The sequence below is a fragment of the Roseateles sp. P1_C1_2 genome (assembly GCF_056406535.1).
On sequence record NZ_JBFUAB010000021.1, the window covers coordinates 90,584 to 115,339 of the forward strand.

The 24,756-nt window shown below is 69.0% G+C and carries 17 protein-coding genes; 10 read left to right on the top strand and 7 right to left on the bottom strand.

Going from position 1 to position 24,756, the window contains the following annotated elements:
• Positions 1-16: 16 nt before the first annotated feature.
• On the bottom strand, positions 17-1,171 hold the full coding sequence (locus AC1D2H_RS21040; protein ID WP_478012324.1) for a response regulator: 1,155 nt from the start codon (positions 1,169-1,171) through the stop codon (positions 17-19).
• 288 nt (positions 1,172-1,459) lie between these two features.
• Entirely contained in the window at positions 1,460-3,148 is a 1,689-nt protein-coding gene (locus AC1D2H_RS21045; protein WP_478012325.1) for a delta-60 repeat domain-containing protein, read from the bottom strand.
• A 328-nt stretch (positions 3,149-3,476) separates the two neighbouring features.
• Here AC1D2H_RS21045 and AC1D2H_RS21050 point away from each other — a divergent pair, with 328 nt between their 5' ends.
• The 5 genes from AC1D2H_RS21050 (at position 3,477) to AC1D2H_RS21070 (ending at position 12,292) form a co-directional block, all read left to right on the top strand.
• Entirely contained in the window at positions 3,477-4,592 is a 1,116-nt protein-coding gene (locus AC1D2H_RS21050) for a hypothetical protein (protein WP_478012326.1), read from the top strand.
• A gap of 186 nt (positions 4,593-4,778) precedes the next feature.
• Complete coding sequence (locus tag AC1D2H_RS21055) at positions 4,779-6,140, top strand: surface lipoprotein assembly modifier (RefSeq protein ID WP_477931826.1); 1,362 nt, start codon at positions 4,779-4,781, stop codon at positions 6,138-6,140.
• Entirely contained in the window at positions 6,137-7,951 is a 1,815-nt protein-coding gene (locus tag AC1D2H_RS21060; protein ID WP_478012327.1) for a FecR family protein, read from the top strand. Before AC1D2H_RS21055 ends, AC1D2H_RS21060 begins: the two co-directional genes overlap by 4 nt.
• A gap of 4 nt (positions 7,952-7,955) precedes the next feature.
• Positions 7,956-10,172, top strand: a complete 2,217-nt coding sequence (locus AC1D2H_RS21065; RefSeq protein WP_478012328.1) for an HD domain-containing phosphohydrolase — start codon at positions 7,956-7,958, stop codon at positions 10,170-10,172.
• Positions 10,173-10,189: 17 nt separating this feature from the next.
• The gene (locus AC1D2H_RS21070; RefSeq protein ID WP_478012329.1) at positions 10,190-12,292 is read left to right on the top strand and encodes a CHASE2 domain-containing protein; all 2,103 of its coding nucleotides are present in this window, start codon (positions 10,190-10,192) and stop codon (positions 12,290-12,292) included.
• Between the two features lie 27 nt (positions 12,293-12,319).
• Here AC1D2H_RS21070 and AC1D2H_RS21075 read toward each other — a convergent pair whose 3' ends face one another.
• The 4 genes from AC1D2H_RS21075 to AC1D2H_RS21090 all read right to left on the bottom strand — a co-directional run bounded on the left by AC1D2H_RS21075 (position 12,320) and on the right by AC1D2H_RS21090 (position 17,939).
• Positions 12,320-14,236 carry a hypothetical protein gene (locus AC1D2H_RS21075; protein ID WP_478012330.1) on the bottom strand — a complete coding sequence of 639 codons (1,917 nt, stop codon included), beginning with the start codon at positions 14,234-14,236 and terminating at the stop codon, positions 12,320-12,322.
• 76 nt (positions 14,237-14,312) lie between these two features.
• Complete coding sequence (locus AC1D2H_RS21080; RefSeq protein WP_478012331.1) at positions 14,313-15,881, bottom strand: ABC transporter substrate-binding protein; 1,569 nt, start codon at positions 15,879-15,881, stop codon at positions 14,313-14,315.
• Positions 15,882-15,937: 56 nt separating this feature from the next.
• Positions 15,938-17,161, bottom strand: coding sequence for an HD-GYP domain-containing protein (locus tag AC1D2H_RS21085; protein WP_478012332.1), 1,224 nt, complete (start codon positions 17,159-17,161; stop codon positions 15,938-15,940).
• A gap of 133 nt (positions 17,162-17,294) precedes the next feature.
• Entirely contained in the window at positions 17,295-17,939 is a 645-nt protein-coding gene (locus AC1D2H_RS21090; protein WP_477931819.1) for a c-type cytochrome, read from the bottom strand.
• A gap of 99 nt (positions 17,940-18,038) precedes the next feature.
• Here AC1D2H_RS21090 and AC1D2H_RS21095 point away from each other — a divergent pair, with 99 nt between their 5' ends.
• The 5 genes from AC1D2H_RS21095 to AC1D2H_RS21115 are packed head-to-tail and all read left to right on the top strand — an operon-like array spanning position 18,039 to position 23,317.
• Positions 18,039-18,893 carry an AAA family ATPase gene (locus tag AC1D2H_RS21095; protein WP_477931818.1) on the top strand — a complete coding sequence of 285 codons (855 nt, stop codon included), beginning with the start codon at positions 18,039-18,041 and terminating at the stop codon, positions 18,891-18,893.
• Positions 18,893-19,120 carry a hypothetical protein gene (locus AC1D2H_RS21100; protein WP_478012333.1) on the top strand — a complete coding sequence of 76 codons (228 nt, stop codon included), beginning with the start codon at positions 18,893-18,895 and terminating at the stop codon, positions 19,118-19,120. Before AC1D2H_RS21095 ends, AC1D2H_RS21100 begins: the two co-directional genes overlap by 1 nt.
• Entirely contained in the window at positions 19,117-19,713 is a 597-nt protein-coding gene (locus AC1D2H_RS21105; protein WP_478012334.1) for a GNAT family N-acetyltransferase, read from the top strand. Before AC1D2H_RS21100 ends, AC1D2H_RS21105 begins: the two co-directional genes overlap by 4 nt.
• Positions 19,710-21,695, top strand: coding sequence for a S9 family peptidase (locus AC1D2H_RS21110; RefSeq protein WP_478012335.1), 1,986 nt, complete (start codon positions 19,710-19,712; stop codon positions 21,693-21,695). The genes AC1D2H_RS21105 and AC1D2H_RS21110 overlap by 4 nt, the downstream gene beginning before the upstream one ends.
• Positions 21,692-23,317 (top strand): M28 family metallopeptidase, encoded by a 1,626-nt coding sequence (locus AC1D2H_RS21115; RefSeq protein WP_478012336.1) that lies wholly within the window; start codon positions 21,692-21,694, stop codon positions 23,315-23,317. The genes AC1D2H_RS21110 and AC1D2H_RS21115 overlap by 4 nt, the downstream gene beginning before the upstream one ends.
• Here AC1D2H_RS21115 and AC1D2H_RS21120 read toward each other — a convergent pair.
• On the bottom strand, positions 23,301-24,587 hold the full coding sequence (locus AC1D2H_RS21120) for a sensor domain-containing phosphodiesterase (protein WP_477931813.1): 1,287 nt from the start codon (positions 24,585-24,587) through the stop codon (positions 23,301-23,303). The genes AC1D2H_RS21115 and AC1D2H_RS21120 overlap by 17 nt on opposite strands.
• Between the last annotated feature and the right edge of the window lie 169 nt (positions 24,588-24,756).

Here is a 24,756-nt window from a genome sequence, read left to right on the forward strand (position 1 = left end):
TCCCCGTTCCAGCCGCTCAGGGGCTCTTGAAGACGCTGAGGCTGCGTTCCTTGTCGTGCAGGTCGGCATCACTGTCCGCGTAGCGCTGTGCGATCTCGCGGAACTCGACGGCAACCTGTACGAAGGCGTCCACCATGTCGGGATCGAAATGACTCCCGCGGCCATCGATGATGATCTGCTCGGCCTTGTCGTGCGGCATGCCTTCCTTGTAGACGCGCCGGCTGATCAATGCGTCGTAGACGTCGGCCACGGCCATCAGGCGTGCCGAGACCGGGATGTCGTCGCCCGAAAGTCCCTCCGGATAGCCCGAGCCGTTCCACTTCTCCTGGTGGCTGTAGGCAATCTCCTTGGCCACGGTCAGGAAGTCCACCTTCAGCCCCAGCCGGTCCTCTGCCTGCTGGATGGCGTCACGACCCAGCTTGCAGTGCGTCTTCATGATCTCGAACTCGTGCGGCTCGAACTTGCCCGGCTTGAGCAGGATGCGGTCGGGAATGCCGACCTTGCCGATATCGTGCAGCGGCGCTGACTTGAACAGCGTGTCGATGTAGGTGTCGGTCAGCAGGTCTCTGAAGCGCGGGTGGCCGCGCAGGGTCTCGGCCAAGAGCTTGACGTAGAGCTGCGTGCGCCGGATGTGGTTGCCGGTCTCGTTGTCGCGCGTCTCGGCGAGGGAGGCCATGGCCTGGATGGTCACGTCCTGGATGGTGGCGAGTTCGCGCGTGCGCCGCGCCACCTCGGCCTCGAGGAAACTGGCCTTGTCGCGCAGAAAGTCCGCTGACGCCTTCAACTGCAGCTGGGTCCGCACACGCGCCAGCACCACGGGCGGGCTGATGGGCTTGGTGATGTAGTCCACCGCACCCAGGGCGAGCCCGAACTCCTCGTCGACGGCTTCGCTCAGAGCGGTCAGGAAGATGATGGGGATGTCGCGCGTACGCTCATCCGCCTTCAACTCGCGGCAGACGGCAAAGCCGTCCATGCCGGGCATCATCACATCCAACAGGATGAGGTCGGGTGGGTCTGCCCGAGCGGCGAGCTGCAGCGCCTTCTGGCCCTCATTTGCCAGCCTCACCCGGTAATGCTCCTTGAGCAAGCCTGCCATCAGGGCCAGGTTGTCGGGCGTGTCATCCACCACGAGGACCGTTTGTCGCCCTGTTCCAGGGATTGCATCGTCCATGAAGTTAGCTCCCGGTCGGCCGGCACCTTGATGTGCTGCCACACAGCATACTTCCAGCGCGTCCAGATGACTCGCCCATGTGAGAGGACGACAATGAGCAGCGCCCGGTCTCCATTGCAGGGAGATCGCACGACGGGCCGCAATTTCCATATGCCTCGGCTGCTCAGCTCGGGCCCCACCGGTGTGGCAACAGCAAGTCGATGCGGCCAGGCGCAGCGCTTGCCGGTGTCCATGCGCGGTGGCGGCAGGCCGCCGGATTCCCGGAAGCATCCGGCGCCATGCCGGGGCTCAGAGCCAGTGGCGCATCAGCACGACGTCGAGGTCGCTGCTGCCGCTGGCTTCGCCGGCCTGCAGCACGCGCACGGTGGACACGCGCTCGTCGGGCTGCAGGGCCAGCGCACGCCCGAGGTCGCTGCGCGTGCCGGCCGCCACCGGGGTGATGCGCAGGCCGTCGGGGCTGAAGCCGGTATCGCGGCTGCCGTCCGCGTTCAGGCGCAGCAGCACGGTGTCGCCGCTGGAGCTGTTGCCCGTGTAGGCCCAGCCGCCCAGCAGCAGCCGGCCGTCGGCCTGCTGCACGAGGGCCGTGGCTTCGTCCCAGTTGTCGGTCCTGACGGCGACGACGCTACGGCCGCCGTTGCCGAAGCGCGCGTCCAGGCTGCCGTTGGCAAGCAGGCGCACGGCGGCGAAATCGTGGTCGCGATGGCCGGCCAGCACGAGCTCGTTGCCCGCCGTGACGACCACGCCGCGCGCCGCGCCCGTGATGCTGCCGAACAGGCCGCGCACGATGCCGGCCGAGCCGAAGCCGGCGTCCAGCGTGCCGTCGCCGCGGTAGGCCGCGGCAATGAAGTCGCCCTCCCCGCCTGCCGCGACGATGCGCGAGACACCAGCGACGGTCTGCAGCGCCAGCGCGTAGACGGTCTCACGCGCGCCGTCGCTGCCGATGGCGGTCAACACCTTGCCGCCGCTGCCGAAGCTGGCGTCGAGGCTGCCGTCGGCGTTGTAGCGGGCCAGCGCGAAGTCGCTGCCATTGGCACCCTGGCTGCTGTCGCCGCCGAGCACGATCTTGCCGTCGGGCTGCAGCAGCAGCGCATAGGCCTTGTCGGCGCCGTTACCGAAGGAGGTCGTCACGCGGCCACCGATGCCGAAGCTGGTGTCCAGCGTGCCGTCGGCGTTGTAGCGGGCCAGCGCGAAGTCGTAGCCGGTGGCGCCCTGGTCGCTGCTGCCGGCGACCAGGATCTTGCCGTCAGCCTGCACGGCCACGGCCTGGGCCTCGTCGCTGCGGCCGCCGTTGTTGAAGGCGGTGCTGACCTTGCCGCCGTTGCCGAAGGCCGGGTCGAGGCCACCGTCGCGCAGGTGGCGCACCAGCATGAAGTCCGTGCCGGTGACGGCGCCGAAGACGCCGAAGCCGGCCACGACGGCCTTGCCGTCCGCCTGCACGGCCACGCCGCGCACATAGTCGTCCGTCAGGCCGCCGGCCGTCACGAGCGTGCCGCCGCCGAAGCTGGTGTCGATGTCGCCCGCCTGGCCACGCACCGTGACCGTCAAGGGCTTGGTGGCATTGGCCGTGCCGCCGCTGCCCTTGATCGTCACGTTGGTGGGCAGGGAGTGCGGCGCCGCTGCAGCGGCCTGCAGCGTCAGCGTGCCGGCGTTGCTGCCGGCGGGCACGCTGAGCGCTGCGGCCGTCGCGCCGCTGGGCAGGCCCTCGGCGCTGAACTGGATGGCTTCGGTGAAGCCGGCATCGCGCTGCACGGCGACGGCGACGCTGGCCTGCTGGCCCTGCCAGACGATGGCCTTGCCGGTGTCCAGCGTGAAGCTGAAGCCCGCGGCCGCGGGCGGCGGCGGCGGTGCGGGCGGGGTCGGCGCCGGAGGGGTCGGGGTCGGCGCGCTCGGCGCGGCGTCGGTGCCGCCACCGCCGCAGGCGGTCAGCGCGGCGGCAATGAGCAGGGAAACGGTGAAGCGGGGAACGAGGGTCGACATGTGATTCCTTGAGGTCGTCGAAAGGGGTGACGGCACTGTGCCGATCGGGCCTGCGGCTGACATCCGCCCAACAGGCCATCGCCGCTGCCACCGAAGAGCCATGTCCGCAGCGGTCCTCAATGGCTCCTCCGGGCGATGCCCGCGCGCCCACCGGTCGCAACACTGGCGTATCGCCCCCGACACCTCAGCCGACCATGAACCCCTCACCCCGCTTCGACATCTCCGCAAGGCCTGGCCCAGTTCGACGATGCCCTCTGGGCCCAGCTCAGCAGGGCGCTGGGCCATGCCCCGGTGCCGGGTCTTGTCGAAGCCTAGGTCAGTCGCTGCGATGAAAAACCTGACCCTTGCTCTCCTTGCGGCCAGCACGCTGCTGGCCCTGCCGCCGCGCGCCAGCGCCGCCATCGACTGCTGGGTCGACGCCGAGCACCCCAGGACGGCCGACCAGCGCCCCGTCGCCGACGTCGCGGTTGCCCCGATGCGGCAGGCGCTGCGCCAGGTCAACGCCGTGCTGCATGGCCAGCGCGAACTGCATGAGTTGCCACGCACGCGGCTGCGCAGCAGCTGGCAGGTAGGCGGCCAGTGGGACGCCCCCGCGCGCAGCGGCAGCCTGCTGCTGCGTGACCACCGGGAAAGCATGTGGCTGCCCGGTCGCTGCGACGTCAACCCCAAGGCCGACCGCCTCGGGCCGATGGCGGCGGTGGTGGTGGCCATCAACGCGCCCACCAGCTTCTTCGAGTCGCCCCACGCCGAGTTGAGCGATGAAGAGCTGCAGGCCTGGCGCGAACTGCCCGCCACCGGCCAGCTCAACGGCTACACGCTGTACGGCGGCCGCCAACTGGTGTTCACGCGCGGCGGCCGCCTGCCCTGGGTGGCGGTGAGCACCGCCGAGTACCTCGACTTCACGCTGCGCGACCTGAAGCGCCGCGTGCAGCAGGACGCCAACGCCCGCGCCGGCCTGCCGGCCGAAGGCGACATTGCCGCGCGCGAGGCCTTCGACGAAGCCCAGGTCCAGAAGGTGGCCGCCGGCCTGCGCAAGGTGGACCCGGCAGCGGCCGAAAGGATGGCTGCCGAGTTGCGAGCCCAGTTGCAAGCCAGCCGCGAGGCCGACGCACGCCGCGCCCATCGAAGGGCGGCATCCGGCATGGACCCCCGCCCGCTGCAGACCATGACCCGCCGTGTCGAGGCCTGGCGCGCCAGCCTGTCGCCGCAGCAACTGGCAGCACCGGCGCTGCTGGGCCTGAACGGCCTGCACGACGACGCCGTCGCGCTGGACCGCTACCCGCGCCTGGTCAAGCCCGACCCCGACTTTCCGTGGGACCGCGGCCAGCCCGGCCGGCCGCAGATGCTCAAGCTGGCCGTCGATGGCGGCGATGTCTTCACCGAGCCCATGCAACGCGTGCTGCAGCGGCTCGACCTGAAGGCGCTGCAGGCCCTGGTCGATTGATGGCCCCGCGCGGCGACGGGTCATTTCGATACCCGCATGACCGGCTCCGAGTTACTTCTCGACAAAGGCATCCGAGACGGATGTCACAAGCCCGCCTGGCAGCAAGCTACCGGACAGACAGGCGTTCGCCGAAGATAGGGCGACCGCAATGCAGCCGAGCATTGAATCAAAAAATGAGAGGTTTCCTTGCTCAAACTGCCTTCCAGGATGGAAGTCATCAGCCTGGGAGTGCCCGGTCGGCGCTGCGCATGGGCGATGGCCCTGGCGTGCCTGGTGTCGAATGCCTGCGCGCAGGATGCCCTGCTTGACGACGCACGCGCGAGGCTGACCCGGCGCGACGCTGCCGGCGCCTATGCGCTGCTGGCGGATGCCGAAGTGAAGCGCGCGGGCGATGCCCGTTTTGACTATCTGCTGGGCGTTGCCGCGCTGGATGCCGGCCACGTCACGCGTGCCATCTTTGCGCTGGAACGGGTCGTGCAGCGCAACCCCGAAGACACCCTGGCCCGCGCCGAGCTCGGCCGCGCCTATCTGGCGGCCGGCGACGTCGACGCCGCGCGGGAGCAACTGCGCCTGGCGCGCAGCGGAAACCTCCCCGACAAGGCCTCGGCGGCCATAGCGCGCGTGATCGGCGTGATCGACCAGGTGGCGCCCTCGACGGCGCCGGCGCTGTCCGGCCACCTCGAGTTTGGCGCTGGCCATGACAGCAATGTCAACAGCGCCACCAACCAAGGTGAGTTCGCGATTCCCGCCTTTGGCGGCATCCTGTTCCAGACCTCCCCCGAGAATCGTCAGCGCCACGATCTCGTCCTCACCGCCGCGGGCGGCTTGAATGTCGAAGCGCCGCTGTCCTCGTCCTGGAAGCTGGTGGCCGCAGGGAATTTGCGCGCCACCGTGGACCGCGTGGTCCACGACATGAACACCGTCTTCGTCGACGCCACGGTCGGCCTGCGCCACACCGCTGGCACGCAGAGCCAGCTGATCGCGCTGCAGAACGGCACCGCCTGGGTGGGAGGCAATCTGTACCGCAGCGCCAGCGGCCTGACCGGCCAATGGCAAGCGCAGCTCGACGCCACGTCCCAGGCCAGCGCCTTCGGGCAGTGGTCGCACCAGGCCTACGCGGGTCAGTCGGAGCGCAACACCGACCGCTCGCTGCTGGGCCTGGGCTATGCGCGCGGATGGGGTGGCTCGGACTCGCTCGCCTACGGAAGCACCTATGTCGTCCGGGAGCAAGCAAGAACAGCGGGGTTCGCGAACTTCGGCCACCACGGCAGCGGACTGCGGCTGGGCATGGAGCAACGCCTGGACAGCGCCGCGACCGCATTCGCGGAGTGGCAGTTCGAGCAGCGCCGCTATGGCGGCACCGAGCCCTTCTTCGACGTCGCACGCCGCGATCGCCAGAACGATGTTTCCGCGGGGCTGCGCCGCGCGCTCGACGCCCGCTGGCAGTTGATCGCACAAGTACGCCGCACGCGGTCTGCGTCCAATGTCGTGCTGTACGACTATTCCCGCACCGTATTCCAGGTCAGCGCGCGCAGGAGCTTCCAATGAGCCGATTCCTCAAGCATCGCGGCCGCGCGCCGTCACCCTCGGGCGCAGTTCGACATGCGCTGTCGTTTGCGGTGCTGTGCGTCGTCAACGGGATCGCCTGGGCGGCACCGGCTGCCACGGTGCTGTTCACGAGCGGCGATGTCCGCGCCGTGTCGGCCAAGGGCGTGGCGCGTGAACTGAAGACCGGCGAGAACGTCGACTCGGGTGAAACCGTGCAGACCGGCAAGGGGCGCGTCCAGCTCCGCATGGTCGACGGCGCCCTGATGGCGCTGGGCGAGCGCACGGCGTTGCGGCTGGACGACTACCACCTCGCCGGCCCCGCGGGGAACGACGAACGCGGCTTCATGAGCCTGCTCGGCGGCAAGATGCGCACCATCAGCGGCAGCATCGGCAAACCCCGTACCGACAACTACAAGGTCGACACGCCGTCGGGCACCATCGGCATTCGCGGCACCGAGTACACCGCCGAGATCGACAACGGCTTGAAGGTCGGCGTGATCGGCGGCCTCGTGGCGGTCTGCAACGACGGCGGCTGCGTGGACGTGCCCAAGGGGTCGGCGGCCTTCGCGCCTAACCGATCGGTCAAGCCGAACGTCAGCGTCCAACAGCTGATGCTTCTGCAGCCGGCCAATGCGGCCGACCCCGCCGCCCCTGCACCCGCGGCCGATTCGGCCGGGCCCACGGCCGGCGACAAGGTGGCGAACGAGTTGGTTGCCCAGGCGCAAAACCCGCCTGCGCCGGCACCCACTCCTTCGCCTGCGCCTGCGCCTGCACCTGCTCCCGCACCAGCGCCTGCTCCCGCACCAGCGCCTGCTCCCGCACCAGCGCCTGCTCCCGCACCAGCGCCTGCTCCCGCACCGGCACCTGCTCCCGCACCAGCGCCTGCTCCCGCGCCAGCACCTGCTCCCGCGCCAGCACCTGCTCCCGCACCGGCGCCTGCTCCCGCACCAGCGCCTGCTCCCGCACCAGCACCTGCTCCCGCACCAGCACCTGCTCCCGCGCCAGCACCTGCTCCCGCACCGGCACCTGCTCCCGCACCAGCACCTGCTCCCGCGCCAGCACCTGCTCCCGCACCCGCACCTGCTCCTGCCCCCGCCCCTGCGACCAATGTCACCGCCGGCCTGGTCTGGAGCAATGACAAGGGCGAGGTGGCGTCGGGGCTGATGGGCGCCAAGGCGAAGTTCGACGGCCAGGGCGGCTTGCTGGAACTGGAGGACTCCGCGACCGGCCGGACCCTCATCGAGAAGGGCACGCCCACCGACCTGGGCGCCAACGGCGACATCGCCTGGGGTCGCTGGATCGGCGGCCAGAGCAAGGTGGCGGGCGCTGGCGGCAACGGCAATGGCGTCGGCAACGGCAATCTCGCGACGCTGCACTACTTCACCGTCACGGCCGCGCCCACGGGACCGACGGCGGGCTTGTTCAGTTCGTTCGCGTCAACTTCACCGACCGTGCAGTCCAACGGCAACCTGGTGGCCACCGGCACGGTGAACAGCGCGAGCGGCACTTTCACGGCGGCGCTGATCCTCTCGAACGCCGGCACGGCCGCCTATTCGCTGACCGTGCCCGTGGCGGGCCAGACCTTCTCGCTGACCGGCGTGGCTACGCAGACGACGCTGACGACCTTTTCGGGCGTATCGTTGATCACGAGCACGGGGCTGGCGTGCCTGGGTGGCTGCACGGGCAGCCTGGGCAACAATGTCTCGGTGATCGGCCAGATCGCGGGGTCGCAGGGAACGCAAGCCGGCGTCATCTACGGCTTCGACAGCCGCCTCGGCAACGTGTCTGGCGTCATCGTCTTCAAACGCTGAGTCCATGGGCCTTTCCGGTCTTGATCGCTCCCCACCGCCCTCCGGCCCCATCGGTCCGGACTACACGACCGCGGCCGGCGGAATCCTGATCGTCCATGACCCGACCGGGGCCGCGAACCCCGGCCTGGTCAAGGAGCTGCGTCGTGCCCGCTTCATCGTTCACGACTGTGCCGCGCAGGACGCGCTGGCCCAGGTGGACCGCGGCGACTGGGACGTCGTCGTGCTGGATGCGCCCTCTGCCTTCGACGACGCCCTGGCCCTGGCGGCAGCGATTCGCGCCAGCTATCCGGCGACGGTGCTGCCCATCGTCGTGCTCGGCGACGCTTGCACGGGCAGCGACCAGCAACGCGCCTTCGCTGCCGGCGCCAGCGACTGCATCCCCCGCACGGCCGACGTCGCCGAGGTGAGCCGGCGTCTGTCCACGCTGGCCGAACTCCGTCGCCTGCGCCGCAAGAGCGCCATGGAGCACAGCCGCTTCGGTGCGGAGCTGTCCTCGCGCTCGCTGCGGCTGAACGGCCTCATCGAGACCTGCATCGCGATGTCCATGAGCCGCGATCGCTCGGCGCTGCTGCAGCAGCTGCTCAGCGAAGGGCGCCACCTGCTGAACTGCGACGGCGGGACCATGTTCATGGTGACCGACCAGGGCACGCTGCGCTTCGAACGCCGCACGCGCAGCGACCCGCTGCCGGCCGAGCAGATCCCCCTGCATGACCCGCTGACAGGCCGCCCCAACGAGAACTACGTCTCGGTCTACACGGCGCTGCACAACCGTGCAGTTCGCATCGACGACGTCTACGCCGAGACCCCGTTCGACCTGAGCGGCACGCGCGCCTTCGACGCTGCCAGCGCCTACCGCACGGTATCGATGCTGACGGTGCCCATCGCCCCGCGGGGTGGTTCGCCCATCGGCGTGCTGCAGTTCATGAACGCGATCGATCCCTTCACGGGCGCCATCGTGCCGTTCGATCCCGAGGCCGGTGCGCTGGTGGAGGCCCTGGCGGCACAGGCCGCCGTCGCCCTCGACAACATGGAGCTGGTCGATTCGCAGCAGCAGCTGACGGAGAGCCTGATCCGCGTGCTGGCGACGACCATCGATGCCAAGAGCCCGCACACCGGCCGCCATTGCGAACGCGTTCCCGACCTGGCGATGCGCCTGGCCCAGGCCGCCTGCGACGCGAACGACGGGCCGTTGAAGCACTTTGCCTTCCGCTCCGAACGGGAGTGGGAGGAGTTCCGCATCGGCGCCTGGCTGCACGATTGCGGCAAGGTGACGACACCGGAATACGTCATCGACAAGGCCACCAAGCTCGAGACCATCCACAACCGCATCCACGAAGTCCGCATGCGCTTCGAGGTGCTGCAGCGCGATCTCGAGATCGAACGCCTGCAGGCCCAGGCAGCCGGCACGTGGAGCGAGGCGCGGCAGGCCGCCCACACGGCCGCGCTGGAGAGTCTCCAGCGAGACTTCGCCTTCGTGGCCCGTTGCAATGTCGGCGACGACACGATGGGTGACGACGCGATCGAGGCACTGGCGCGCATCGCCGAACGCCGCTGGACGCGGCATTTCGATGACCGCCTGGGCCTGTCGGCGGCCGAGCTGGCCCGCCGTGCCGACGAGCCCGTGCAGGCCCTGCCCTGCGCCGAGCCGCTGCTGGCCGACCGCCCGCGGGACATCGTGGCGCGCCCTGACGGCGAGCAGCTCGATCCGGCGTTTGGATTCCGCATGGAGGTGCCCGAGCACCTCTACAACCGCGGCGAGCTCTACAACCTCGCAGTGCGCAATGGCACGCTGACGCGCGAGGAGCGCTACAAGATCAACGAGCACATGGTGCACACGGTGATGATGCTGGAGCGCATGCCGTTTCCCAAGCATCTGAAGCGGGTGCCGGAGTACGCGGGCACCCATCATGAGCGCATGGATGGCCAGGGCTACCCGCGCCAGCTCGGCCCCGAGCAGCTGTCCGTACCGAGCCGCATCATGGCGGTGGCCGACATCTTCGAAGCCCTGACGGCCGCGGACCGGCCCTACAAGAAGCCCAAGACGCTGTCGCAGGCGCTGGGCATCATGCAGCGCATGGCCGGCACGCACATCGACCCGGACATCTTCAACCTCTTCCTGCGCTCCGGTGTCTACCTGGAGTTCGCACGCAACCACCTCAGCCCCGAGCAGATCGACGTCACTGACCCGACGCCCTTCTGCGCCACCGTGAACCGTGGCTAGCGCCCTGGCCAGCCTGCATGCCGTCAACGAGGGCTGAACCGCGGCTGGCGGGCTGGGCCTGGGCCGTGCCGCTGGCTGCGGCCGCCCTGGTGCTGGGCGCGATGCTGGTCGACCCACCCCTGCTGCGCGGCCTGCGCAACGCCAGCTTCGACCAGTTCCAGCGCTGGCACCCCCGGCCCTACGCCGACCCGCCGGTGCGCATCGTCGACATCGACGACGAAAGCCTGCGCCGCGTGGGCCAGTGGCCCTGGTCGCGCGACAAGGTGGCCAGTCTGCTGTCCGCCATCGAGGCCGGTCAGCCGGCCTCGGTCGCCGTGGACGTGCTGTTTGCGGAGCGTGATGCCAGCGCGGCCGGCGGCGCCGCGCCACCGGACGCCGAACTCGCCCGCGTGCTGGCCCAGGGCAAGGTCGTGCTCGGCTTTGGCCTGACGCGCACACCCGGCCCACAGCCTGCCAACGCCAATCCGGACGACGACGGCCTGACGCTGAAGGCCGGCTATTTCCCGCTGGGTGGCGACCCCGCCCCCTTCCTGCCGGCCTTCGCCACGGCCGTCGCCAACCTGCCGGACTTGCAGCAGGCCGCGGCTGGCCAGGGGGCCATGACCTTCATCCCCGACGGCGACGGCATCATCCGCCAGGTCCCGCTGCTGCTGAACCTCGACGGGCGGCTGGTGCCCTCGCTGTCGGCCGAGGCCCTGCGACTAGCTGCGGGGGTCGGCCACTACACGGTCCGCAGTGAGGGCGACAGCGGCGGTGTCATCGACGTGCGCATCGGCGAAAGGGTCATCGCCACCGATGCCGGTGGCGCCCTGTGGGTGCACTATGCGCGCCCGAATCCGCGCCGCTACATCCCCGCCTGGCAGGTGCTAGCCCACAGCCTGCCCGCCGATGCACTCAAGGGCCGCATCGTGCTGGTGGGCACCTCGGCCCAGGGCTTGATGGACCTGCGCTTCAGCCCGCTCGGCGGCATCATCGCCGGCGTCGAGGTCCATGCCCAGGCGCTGGAGCAGGTGCTGGCCGGCCAGGCCCTCAGCCGCCCGGGCTGGGCACCGGCACTCGAATGGATGGCCACCCTGCTCGGCTGCGGGCTGGCAGGCCTGCTGGCGATGAAGCGCAGCGCCGCCGTGTCGTCGGCCGGCTTCCTCGCCATGGCCGGCGCCCTGGGGCTGGGGGCGTGGACGGCCTTCCTGCAGGCCGGCGTGCTGGTCGATCCCATCACGCCCATGCTGGGCATGGCGCTGGTGTTCATTCCCGCCACGCTGATGCGCTATCTGCAGAGCGAGCGCCGGCAGCGCTGGATGAAGCAGACCTTCTCGCGCTATGTGTCGCCCAATCTCGTCGACTACCTGATCGCCCATCCCGATGCGCTGGTGCTGGAAGGGCGGCGCCAGCGCTGCAGCTTCGTCTTCACCGACCTGGCCGGTTTCACCCGCCTGATGGAGAGCATGGACCCGGCGGTCGCGGTGGGCCTGGTCAATCGCTACCTGGACCGCATGATCGCCATCGCCTTCGAGCACGACGGCACCCTGGACCGCATCGTCGGTGATGCCGTGGCGATCATGTTCTCGGCGCCCGTCGAGCAGAACGACCACGAGCAGCGCGCCCTGCGCTGTGCGCTGCAGATGCACGCCTTCTCGCGCCGCTATGTCGACGACCTGGCCCGCCAGGGCATCCCCTATTCCGAGACACGCATCGGCGTGCATACCGGCGAGGTGACGGTCGGCAACTTCGGTGGCGAGGCGATCTTCGACTACCGCGCCCTCGGCGATCCGGTCAACACGGCCGCCAGGCTGGAAGGCGCGAACAAGTACCTGGGCACGCTGATCTGCGTGTCGGAGGCGACGCTTTCAGGCTGCCCTGGCGCCCTGGCGCGCCCCATCGGCCAGTTGCGCCTCGCCGGTCGCAGCAGCCATCTGATGGCCTTCGAGCCGCTGGACGATCAAGGGCCCGACCTTGAGTACCAGCAGGCCTTCGAGCTGATGCGAGCCCATGACGAGGGCGCCCTCGCCGCGTTCGAGGCGCTGGCCGGCAGCCGGCCTGACGATCCCCTCGTCCAGCTGCATGTCGGGCGCTTGCGGGCAGGCAAGCGTGGCGACGCCATCGAACTGGCCGAGAAATAGCCTGGCGCCCTTGAGGCGCCCTGGTCCTCAGAGCTTGCCGGTGTAGCGCGTATGGAAGCGCCGGCCCTGCGCATCCATGGCCTGCAGCCACAGCTCGGACGTGACGGCGCCGGCCGGCGTGTGCGCCGTGCTCAGCGTGGCCGTGGTCTTGGGCGGCAAGGGCGCGGGCGTGTCCAGCACCGTGGGCGCGCCACCGGCGACCGGCGTGAAGACGCGCTTGATCTCGATGAGGCGCAGGTCGGGGTTGGCCGCGGCCCAGGTCGACCAGTTGATCACCAGCGTGCCGCTCTGCAGCGCGGCCGCGAGCACCGGGCTGTCGGCCGTCACGCCATTCAGTGCCGTGAAGCGTGCCGTGGCCGGCTCGCCGAGCACGTCGGCGCGCAGCCAGGTATTGCGCACTTCGGCCGCGCCGCCGATCGTGTAGCTGGCGATGAACCGGGCGCCCCGCACGCTGTCCACGCTGCCTATCCAGCCCACCGCGGCGCGCTGGATGGCGAGGTCGCCCACGCCGCCGGTCGGGATCAGGTTGGTGGCGCCAGGCGTCGACGACACGCAGAGATTGGGGCGGCTGCAATAGCCGAACGGGATGCTGAAACCGCCGGGCAGCTGCACCGTGGCCGAGCTGAGCAGCTGCGTGGGCGGGATGCCGGGAATGGGGTCGGCCGTCTGCGCCTGGATCTCGACCTGCAGGCCGATGCCCGGGTTGGGCACGACGGCGCTGCTGGCCGTGCCGTCCGCGTTCAAGGCCAGAAAGGCCAGCGGATGCACGGCGAAGGCGAGCTTCTTGCCGTTGCCGATCAGGTTCCACTTGTTGGTCGTCGTGGCGGCCTTGTTGTAGCTGACCGCGTCGAGGAAGACGTCGACGACGGCACCCGTCGAGTCGCTGACGATGGCGCCCACCAGCACCTTGGCGCAGTTGCCGGCGGTCGGTGCATCGTCGGCACAGCCCAGCAGCTGGAAGCGGCCGAACTGGCGGTTGCCGGTCGTGTAGGTGGACAGGATGCCGGCGATGTCGGTCTTGCTGCGGCCGTTGTGCTTGTCGTAGCCGGTGACGAGGGCGTGGGTCAGGATGGTGCTGACGTCCTTGCCCTGGGCGATGAGCTGGTTCAATGCGGCACCGAGGTCATCCAGGCCCGACAGCGTGCCGAGCAGCGTCGTCGCGCTCGTCGCGGCCTTCAAGGTGGACGTGATGGCATTGGCCGGCGTGCCGCTGGCCTTGAGCAGCTCGGTCTGGGCGGTGGGCAGCTCGACGACGACCTCGGCCGTCGGTGCGGCGAGGAATTTGTTGCCGATCTGCAGCACCGGCACATTGAGCCTGGAGCGGGCCAGGTCGACGCGCACGCTCTCGATGAGCAGGTCGTGCGTGCCCTTGTTGGCGGCAAAGGTCGGGTCGGCCAGCAGGTCCAGCGCCGTGGCGTCGGTGATCTTCAGGTCGCTGATCTGGGTCTTGACCAGCGTCTTCAGGAAGGTGGCGGCAGCGGCGCTGGCATTGCCCAGCTGGCCCAGCTGGCTGGCGCTGGTGGCGGCGGCAGCGAACACCGGCGCGGGTTCGGTGCCCAGGGACAGGGCGACGATCGCCTGGGTCATCGGCGTCACATGGCCGACCATGGCGGCGCTGATGGCCGGCACGGTGGAGTGCAGGACCTGCAGGGTGCCTCCCGCGTCCATGCCGCGGGCCTGGATGAACAGCGGCGCGGCCGGGCTGGTGGTGTTCAGCGTCAGGCTGTAGCTGCCGTCGGCGGCATGCGTCGTGGCCGTGCCGACGGCCTTGCCCTGGCCGTCGACGACGCTGACCTGGGCGTTGACCAGGGGCGCACCGGTGGCGGCGACGCCGCGCAGCGTGGGCGGCGTCTCCAGGGGCGGCGTGCCACCACCTCCGCCGCCACCGCCTCCACAGGCGGTGAGCAGCAAGGTCAGGGACAGGACGGCGAGGCGGTACAGCATGGCGCGGGCGGGAATCTGGGCTCGGGCCAGTGTGCCGCGCCGGGCCTGGCCACGGTGGCCGGTAAAGGGGCGGAAATCAGCGGTTGATCTGCACCCAGGCGAGTTCCAGCCAGTTGTCGGGCCGGTGCACGGCCGTGACATTGGCCCGCACGCCCCAAGGCACCACCTGGCGGTGCAGCGGGATGATGTTGACCTGCTCGCGCAGCTCGGCCAGCGCGCCGCGGATCTGCTGCTCGCGCTTCTTCGCATCGGGCTCGACGCTGGACTGGGCGGCCAGCGCGTCGGCCTTGTCGTTGCGGAAACCGCCGAAGTTGTAGTTGCCCACGCCCTTGTCGCCACGCGTGCGGTAGAGCGGCGTCAGGATGCTCTCGGCGTCCGTCACCGAGCCGCCCCAGCCGTACATATAGAGGCTGGTGTCGTACTTCTCCAGCTTGGGGAAGTACAGCACCCGCGGCATGGCATTGACCTTGACCCTGATCTTCAGCTGGGCCCACATCGACGCCAGCGCCGTGCAGATTTCCTCGTCGTTGACGTAGCGGTTGTTGGGGCAGTCCAGCGTGACGTCGAAACCGTCGGCAAAGCCGGCCTCGGCCATCAGCTTCTTCGCCGCGGCCAGGTCATGCGGCAGGCGGGTCTGCAGGGCCGGGTCGTCGAAGGAGGCGAGGCCCGAGGGCGTCAGCGCGCCGGTGGGCACCGACAGCCCCGCCATCAGCTTGGTCTTCAGCGCCTCGATGTCGATGGCCTGGTACAGCGCCTTGCGCACGCGCAGGTCCTTGAAGGGGTTCTTGTCACCCGGCACCTGGCCGTAGAGCAGCTTGTCGCGCGACTGGTCCATGCCGATGAAGACGAGGCGGTTCTCAGGCCCCTCGATGACCTTGACGCCGGCCGTGTTGCGCAGGCGCGCGATGTCGCGCGGTGCGGGGTCGAGGACGAAGTCGATCTCGCCCGAAACCAGCGCCGCCAGCCGCGTCGCGTCCGTGGCGATGGGTGTGTAGACCACTTCCTGCAGATTGCCCTCGAACTTGTTCCACCAGTTGGGGTTGCGCTTGAGCACCGTCTTGATGCCGGGCTGGCGGCTCGCCAGCATGAAGGGGCCGGTGCCATTGGCGTTCAGCGCCGTGAAGCTCTCTTCCTTGTTCTTGAAGTCCAGCGGCTTGGTGACCTTGTGCGCCTCGCACCACTTGCGGCTCATGATCCAGAGCTGGTCGATGTGCTGCAGGAAGATGGGGTTGAAGGTGGTCAGCTGGAAATCCACCGTCAGCTCGTCGACCTTCTTCGCTGTGCCGACGGCATTGGCCCAGACGGCGATCTGCGAGGTTGGCTCCTTGGCGCGCTGCACCGAGAAGACGACGTCATCCGCCGTCAGCGGCGTGCCGTCGTGGAACTTGACGCCGGGGCGCAGCTTGAAGCGCCAGGCCAGCGGCCCGGTCTGTTTCCATTCCGTGGCGAGGCCCGGCACCAGGCCCAGCTTGGCGTCGCGATTGGTCAGGCGCTCGTAGATCTGGCCGTTGACCATATTGGTCAAGCTCTCGTTCTGGGAGTCCGGGTCCATGGTCTGCGGATCGCCCTGGCTGGCCCAGCGCAGGGTCTGCGCCGACGCACCACAGGCCAGCGCCAGCAGCGCCACGCCAATCCATCGCTTCATTGCTGTTCTCCCAACTGCATGCATGCGCAACAGTTTAGGAGGGCGGGAAAGCCCCTTCAGGCGCGCTTGGGGTTCGGGTTCCAGAGCTCGTCGAGGTGGGTGAAATTCCAGTTCTCGGGCGGCTCGCGGCCGGCGATGCGGTCCGTGGAGGTGGACAGGTCGATGACCTGCAGCGGAATCGGCATGTTCGACTTGGTCGAGTAGAAGACCTTGACGCGCGGTGCGACGAGCGAAGTGGCGTTCTGCTCGACGACGACGGCCAGCTTGCCCGATTGAAGGCGCACCAGCGTGCCGGTCGGGTAGATGCCGATGCTCTTCACGAAGGCCTGGAAGACGGTCGGGTCGAACTGGCCCTTCCATTGCGACATGCGCTGCAGCGAGCCGGCCGGGTCCCAGGCCGCCTTGTAGGGCCGAGTCGAGGTGATGGCGTCGTAGACATCGCAGACGGCACCCATGCGCGCCAGCAGGCTGATCTGCTCGCCGGCCAGCTTGTGCGGATAGCCGCTGCCATCCATCTTCTCGTGGTGGTGCAGGCAGACGTCCAGGGCCGAGGCAGGTACCTTGGCGCCATCCTTGAGCAGGTCGAAACCACGTTCCGGATGACCACGCATGACATTGAACTCGGCATCGGTCAGCGCGCCGGGCTTGTTCAGCACCTCCAGCGGCATCTGCATCTTGCCGACGTCGTGCAGCAGGCCGGCGAGGCCCGCCTCGCGCTGCTGGGCTTCGTCCATGCCCAGCTGCCGGCCAAGTGACACCATCAGGCCGCAGACGGCGACCGAGTGCATATAGGTGTAGTTGTCCTTGTCCTTGAGCCGGGCCAGGCTCAGGAAGGCAGACGGGTTGCGCGCCAGCGAGGACGTGACCTCGTCAACGATGGGCAGGCAGTTTTCGGTGTCGATGGCCTTGCCCAGGCGCGCCTCGTTGAACAGGGCCGTGACGGCAACGCGGGCCTTGTGCAGCACCTGGGTGGCACGGTCCAGCTCGGACTCCATGCTGACGCGAGCTTCGGGCACCCTGGCGGCCACGGGCGCCGGGGCCGGCACGGGCGCCACGGTCACGACCACAGGCGCTGCCTCAGGTACAGCCACCACGACGTCATCGCCCTTGCTGTTGTCGATCCACACCGCCGGCACGCCGCTGGCTTTCAGCGCGGCGAGGTCGGCCGGGTCGGTCAAGACGAACTTGGTCTTCCAGAATGGATGGGACAGCCAGGCCCCCTCCATTGCTTGGAGATACATGCCCAGCCTCACCTCGGTGGTGGCGATCTTCTTCAGCATGACAGCGTCGTCTATGTAACGCCAAGTATCACTGCCGGCTTCGGATGCCACTGTGCAGCCCTGCACGCTTTTCAACCCCGGCAAACAAAAAGCCGCCCTCGCGGGGCGGCTTCCGGGTCGAGCGTGAGCCGGATCAGCGGAACTTGCTCTGCGGCACGGTGGCCAGCTCGGTGGGCAGGGTGCTGATGTAGCTGGCGATGGCCTTCAGTTCGGCGTTGCTGAACTGCTTGACCTGGCCGGCCATGACCCCGTTGCTGCGGCCGACGCCGGCGTTCTTCTCGGTCTTGTAGGCCTTGAGCGCGACGCTCAGGTAGTCGGCATGCTGGCCGGCCAGCTTGGGGTAGGTCGGGTCGATGGGCTTGCTGAAGTTGGCGCCATGGCAGGACACGCAGGCGCCCTTGGTCAGCAGCTCGGCGACATGGGCCGGTGCGGCCGGGATGCTGTCGGCCACGGCTGGCAGCTTGGCCTGCTGTTCGTAGAAGGCGGCCACGTCGTTCATGTCCTGCTCGCTCAGCGAGCCGGCGATGCCGCGCATCGTCGGATGCTTGCGGTCGCCCTTGGCATAGGCCTGCAGGGCCGACACGATGTACTTCGCGTTCTGGCCCGCGATCATCGGCACCTTGTGGATTTCGGGGAAGCTGGCCTGGTAGCCGACGATGCCGTGGCAGCCAATGCACATCGCGACCTTGGTCTCACCGGCCTTCACATCCTGGGCCTGGGCGGCAACGGCGCCAAACGCAGTGGCCAGGGCGAGCGAGATCTGCAGCAGTTTTTTCATGGTCCCAGAGTGTTCGGGTTGGTGTCGTGTTCCGGAGCGGCGGCGATTATAGGAGGCCTCCTATACTGGCCCGAACCTCCCCCTGCCCCGGTTTTCCCCATGAAATTCCAAGGTTCCGACCAGTACGTCGCCACGGCCGACCTGATGCTCGCGGTCAATGCCGCCGCCACGCTGCAGCGGCCCCTGCTGATCAAGGGCGAGCCCGGCACCGGCAAGACCATGCTGGCCGAGGAAGTCGCTGCAGCCTTGGGCATGCCGCTGCTGCAGTGGCATATCAAGAGCACGACCAAGGCCCAGCAGGGCCTTTACGAGTACGACGCCGTCAGCCGGCTGCGCGACAGCCAGCTCGCCGGCATCGAGGGCAGCGAGCGCGTCAAGAACATCGAGAACTACATCGTCAAGGGCGTGCTCTGGCAGGCCTTCGAGGCCGACCAGCCCGTCGTGCTGCTGATCGACGAGATCGACAAGGCCGACATCGAATTCCCGAACGACCTGCTGCGCGAGATCGACCGCATGGAGTTCTATGTCTACGAGACCCGCCAGCTGATCAAGGCACGACACCGCCCGCTGGTCTTCATCACCTCCAACAACGAGAAGGAGCTGCCGGACGCCTTCCTGCGCCGCTGCTTCTTCCACTACATCAAGTTCCCTGACGCCGAGACGATGAAGAAGATCGTCGACGTGCACTTCCCGACGCTGAAGAAAGACCTGCTGGCCGCGGCGCTGAAGAACTTCTACGACGTGCGCAACCTGCCCGGCCTGAAGAAGAAGCCCAGCACCTCGGAGCTGATCGACTGGCTCAAGCTGCTGCTGGCCGAGGACGTGCCGGTGGATGCGCTGCAGGCCAAGGACGAAAAGGTCAGCATCCCGCCGCTGGTAGGGGCCCTGCTGAAGAACGAGCAGGACCTGACCTTGTTCGAAAAGCTCGTCTTCATGCAGCGCAACAACCGCTGATGGCACAGCCAGACTTCGACCGCGCGATGCGCGAGGGCCTGGCGGACGCCGTCGGCTTCGTGGGCGGCGCCCTCGCCGGCTGGTGGCTGGGCCGGCAGTTCGGCATCGACTTCGTCGCCAGCACCGACTGGAACGCGCAGCAGATGCTGGGCCTCGTGCTCATCGTCGCCGGCTGCGGCGCTGGCCGCTTCCTGGCGCGGCGGCTGATGTTGAAGGACAAGCCTTGAAGCCCGTGCTGCCCACCACCCTCGCCGCAGGCCCCATCCGCCTCGTGCCGCTGACGCTGGACCATGTCGACGGGCTCAAGTCCGCCGCCGCCGACGGTGAGCTGTGGACCCTCAGGTTCACCAGCGTGCCCGCGCCCGACGAGACCGCCACCTATGTCGAGACCGCCCTGGCCGGCCAGACCGCCGGCCACCGCCTGCCCTTCGCCGTGCTGGACGCCGCGACCGGCGAGGTGCTGGGCTCGACCAGCTATCACGACATCGTGCCCGCCGTGGAGCGGGTCGAGATCGGCTACACCTGGTATGCCCAACGCGTGCAGCGCAGCGCCGTCAACACGACGGCCAAGCTGCTGCTGCTGACGCATGCCTTCGAGACCCTGGGCGCCCGGCTGGTCGGCTGGCGCACCGACAACTTCAACCATGCCTCGCAGCGCGCCATCGAGCGCCTGGGCGCCAAGCGCGACGGCGTGATCCGCCACCACGCGCTGCGCCGCGACGGCACGGTGCGCGACACCGTCATGTACAGCCTGGCCGCCGGCGAATGGCCCGAGGTCAAGGCCCACCTGAACTGGCAACTGACTCGACAGAGAACATGAAGAACAAATCCAGGGCCTTCGACGTTGATGCACTTTGGGCCCTGGATCGCATCGGCGAACCCAGCCTCAGCCCGGACGGCGCCCAGGCGGCTGCCAGCGTCACGCGCTACTCGATGGACAGCAATCGGGCGCAGAGCAGCATCTGGTTGTTCTCGACGCTGGGCGGCGAGCCGCGCCGGCTGACCGAGGCGGGCGAGAAGGACGGCAACCCGCAGTGGAGCCCGCGTGGCGACCTGATCGCCTTCACGGCCAAGCGCGAGCAGGCCGGGCAGCGCGATGAGGAAGCCCAGCTCTATGTGATCCCGCCGGATGGCGGCGAGGCGCGGCGGGTTGGCCATGTGCCCACCGGCATCGAGTCCTTCAAGTGGTTCCCCGATGGTCGGCGCATCGCCTTCGTCTCCTGGGTCTGGCCCGATCTCAAGGCCGCCGCTCAGGGCCAGAGGCTGCGTGATTTCAAGAGCCGCAAGGAAAGCGCCTACGTCACCGACGAGGCCTTCTACCGCTTCTGGGACCATCACCTGCCGATGGGCCGCGTACCGCATCTGCATGTGATGGACGTCGAGACCGGCCGCGCACGCGACCTGTTCGAGGGCACGGCCTGGGAGCTGAGCCGCGCCGAGCCGGATGTGAACTGCTTCGATGTCGCGCCGGATGGTCGGCGCATCGCCTTCGCCTTCGACCCCGCCGCCGAGAAGAAGCTGGATGGCCGCTTTGCGCTCGCCGAGATTGATGTGCGCACGCGCCAGGGCCTGACCCTGCTGCAGGACGGCGACTGGGATTTCGCCGCACCGCGCTACAGCCATGGCGGTGCCCACCTCGCCTTTCTCGCCAGCCACCAGGCCCTGGGACACAACCGCCCGAATCAGCTGGCCGTGCTGGACCAGCAGGGCCAGTGGGCCGTTTTCAGCGAGGACTGGGACCATGAGGTCAGCGCGCCGCTGCGTTGGGCCGAGGACGACCAGGCCGTGTTCTTCGCCGCCGAGGAGCGCGGCCGCCGCCATCTGTGGGAGTTCGCGCTGGGCGACCGGCAGGCCGAACCCGTCTTCGAAGGCGGCCATGTCGGCAGCTTTGCGCTCTCGGCCGACTTCCTCGTCATCAACCACGACGGCATGGCGTTCCCGCCCCGGTTGTCGGTGCTGGGCGACGACGGCCTGCGCCGCATCGAGGCGCTGAACGACGAGCGCCTCGCGGTCCACAGCTTCGGCCGCTTTGAAGAGGTCACGATCAAGGGCGCCCGTGGCGACGACGTGCAGATGTGGCTGACCTACCCGCCCGGCTTCGACCCGAAGAAGAAGTGGCCGGTCATGCACGTCATCCACGGCGGGCCGCACACCGCCTTCGGCGACAGCTGGCACTGGCGCTGGAACCACCAGGTGTTTGCCAACCAGGGCTATGTCGTTGCCTGCGTGAACTACCACGGCTCGTCCAGCTTCGGCTTCGAGTTCCTGGACAGCATCACCGGTCACTGGGGCGAGTACGAGCTGCAGGATGTGGAAGCCGGCACCGACTGGCTGCTGAAGAAGTCCTGGGTCGACAGGAAGCGCATCGTCGCCGCCGGTGGCAGCTATGGCGGCTATATGGTCGCGTGGATGAACGGCCATGTGAAGGCCGGCCGCTACCAGGCCTATGTCTGCCACGCCGGCTGCTACGACTGGCAGGCCATGTATGCCGACGACGCCTACAGCTGGCACCGCAAGGAGCTGGGCGCGGCCTACTGGGACGACCCAGCCCGCGTTGCGGCGCAGAGCCCGCACACGTTCGCGAAGCACTTCAAGACGCCCACCCTCGTCATGCATGGCGCCATGGACTACCGCGTGCCGGACGCCCAAGGCCTGGCCTACTACAACACGCTGAAGACGCTGGGCGTGCCTGCCCGCCTGGTCTGGTTCCCGGACGAGAACCACTGGGTGCTGAAGCCGCGCAACAGCCGGCTCTGGTACGGCGAGTTCTTCGCCTGGCTGGACAAGCACCTGGCCCGATGAGGCGGCGTCGCCTGCTGGATGCCACCTTCGCCGCGCTGGCCGCAGCCACCCTGCCTGCCGCGGCGCGCAGCCCGGCGCGGCAGGCCGAGTTGCGCCGCCTGCAGGCGCACCTGCGCTTCCTGGCCGACCCGCTGCTGGAAGGTCGCGAGGCCGGCACGCGTGGCTTCGACATCGCCGCCAACTACGTGGCGGCCCAGTTCGCTCAATTCGGCCTCCGGCCCTGTGGCGATGCCGGCGGTTATGCCCAGGCCGTGCCGCTCAAGACCGCGCGCCTGGACCTCGACAGGCCGCCGACGCTGGAGCTCTGCCGCGGCGAGGCTTGCGAGCGCCTCACCTGGCTCGACGACTTCCTGACCGGGCCCGACCTGGCCCAGGCCCATGCCGAACTCAGCGCGCCGCTGGTCTTCGTCGGCTATGGCATCACGGCGCCGCGCTTCGGCCTGGACGACTACGCCGGCCTGGACGTGAAAGGCAAGATCGTCGTGACGCTGGCCGGCCGCCCACCGCGGCTGCCGACCGAGGAAGGCGCCCACTTCAGCAGCGGCCGCACCAAGGCCGAAATGGCCGTGCGGCAAGGCGCCATCGGCGTGATCCGGCTGGCCACGCCGCGCAGCGAGATCGCCGCGCCCTTCCACGGCGGGCGCCGCTATGTCGACGGCCTCGACATGGACTGGCAGACGCCCGACGGCCGCGGCGGCAGCGAGGTCCCCGGCCTGCGGGGTCGCGCCAACCTCAGCCTGCAGGCGGCGCCACGCCTGCTGGCCGGCATGACGCGGGACTACGCCCAGCTCGTGGCCGACGCCGAGGCCGGCCGCCCCCTGCCGCGCGGCGACCTGGGCCTGAGCGCCCGCCTCGTGCGCGCGAGCCTGCACGGCCAGGCGCGCAGCCACAACGTCGTCGGCTGCATCGAAGGAAGCCATCCGCGGCTGAAGCACGAACACCTCCTGCTGACCGCCCACCTCGACCATCTGGGCTACAAGGGCGACGTCATCTACCCCGGCGCCATGGACAACGCCATGGGCGTGGCCACGCTGCTGGAGACGGCGCGCCTGCTGGCTCAGGCGCGTCCGCAGCGCTCCATCCTCGTCGCCGCGCTGACGGGCGAGGAAAAGGGCGAACTCGGCTCGGCCTATCTCGCCAGCCACCCACCCGTGCCGGTGGCATCACTGGTGGCGGCCGTCAACATCGACATGCCCATCCTGCTGCACGACTTCAAGGAGGTGGTCGCCCTGGGCGCCGAGCATTCGACGCTGGGCGCCGCGGTCGAGCGCGTGGCACGCCGCCTCGGGCTGCAGACGGTGCCCGACCCCATGCCCGAGCAGGCCCGCTTCACGCGCTCCGACCAGTACAGCTTCGTGCGCCAGGGCATCCCGGCCGTCATCCTCGGCCCCGGCGGTGCTTCCTTCGACGCCAGGGAGGACGGCGACGCCTTGATGCGCGACTTCCGCCGCCAGCGCTACCACCAGCCCGGCGACGACCTCAGCCAGCCCTTCCACTGGCGCGCCGTGCAGCGCTTCGCCCAGCTGCAATGGGAATTCGCGACGGAGATCTCGCAGCAAGCGCAGCGGCCACGCTGGCTGCCGGGCAGTTTCTTCGGCGAACTCTTCAGCCCGGGTCGCTGAGCCAGTCGATGTCGGTGCACAGCACCTGCAGGCCATTCGGCCCGCGGGACGCGACCGACAGCGTCACGCACATCTGCGCGCCATGCAGGCTCAAGTACGGCCGCGTCATCTGCACGACACCGGGCTCGTCCAGCGCACGGCGGAAGTAGGGCCGCCTGGCCCAGCGCGCCTCGCCGGCCCGACCCAGCGGCTCAAAGCGCGGGTCCAGCGACGTGTGGCGCACGCCCGGCGGCAGCAGCGGCTCGGCCAGGTGGCGGCCCTGCTCATCCAGCAGGAAGCAGACCTGCACGCCCGGCAGGCCCAGCAGTTCGGCGCAGGCCTCGGGCATGCTCAAGGCCTGCAAGCGCGCCTGGGCCCGCTTGAGGGCCTCGCGGTAGGGCGCGATATGGCCGGCATGGGCGCGACGCGTGGTCGCGTGGCGCTCGTCCAGCAAGGTCCAGATCTGCTCGATCTCCTCCGACACACCCTCGGGGCCCAGCATGCCCGGCACCGGCCGGCCGAAGACGAAGCCCTGCACCATGTCGACGTCCACATCGAGGGCCAGCATGGCCTCGTCGCGCGTCTCCACGCCCTCCAGCAGCACGAGCGAGCCGCACTCGTGCAGCAGCGACACCATCTGCGCCAGCACGCGCGCGATGCGCGGCGACCCGCTGGCGCGCCTCAGCAGGCTGCGGTCCAGCTTCACGATCTCGGGGTGGATATGCCAGATGCGGTCGAAATTGGAATGACCCGCTCCAAAGTCGTCCAGCGCCAGCAGGCAACCGGTCTCGCGCACATTCGCGACGGCGCGCTCGAAATCGGCCTCCTGGGCCATCACGTCTTCGGTCACCTCCAGCACGACGCGGTGCATGGGCAGGCCCAGGGCCTGCATGGTGCGCACCGACGACTCCAGCGCCTGCATCTGCTGCGCGCCATGCACGAAGACGGCCGGGTGGATGTTGAGGAACAGCCAGCCTTCGTCACCCGCCTGGTGCACGAAGTTGTGGACGTGCAGCAGCCGGCACAGGCGGTCGGCGGCCCATTGCTGCTCGAAGCTGCGCAACTGCTCGAAGAACTTCAGCGGCGACACCGGCTGGCCGTCCGCATCGGCCACGCGCAGCAAGGCCTCATAGCCCACCGCGCGGCGGTGCGGGAAGCTGAACACGGGCTGGAAATGGCTGTCCAGCAGCCAGTCGCCCTGGCGCGCCCGCCAGCGTCCGTTTTCCATCTCCAACGACTCGATGAGTCGCAGCAGCATGGCGTCGGCACCGGGCGGCGCGACGGCTTTCAAGGGCGGTCCTGCAAGAGCGACATGCGGGCCATACTAGCTTCGGCCCCCGCAAAGGCGCGGGAATATCGCACTGCATAATCGTTTTCGCCCCCCGCAGCCCCCCAGCCGAGCGCCCATGCTGATCCAGTTCCAATCCATGCTGTGCGCCGCCACGCGTTGCGCACCGAGC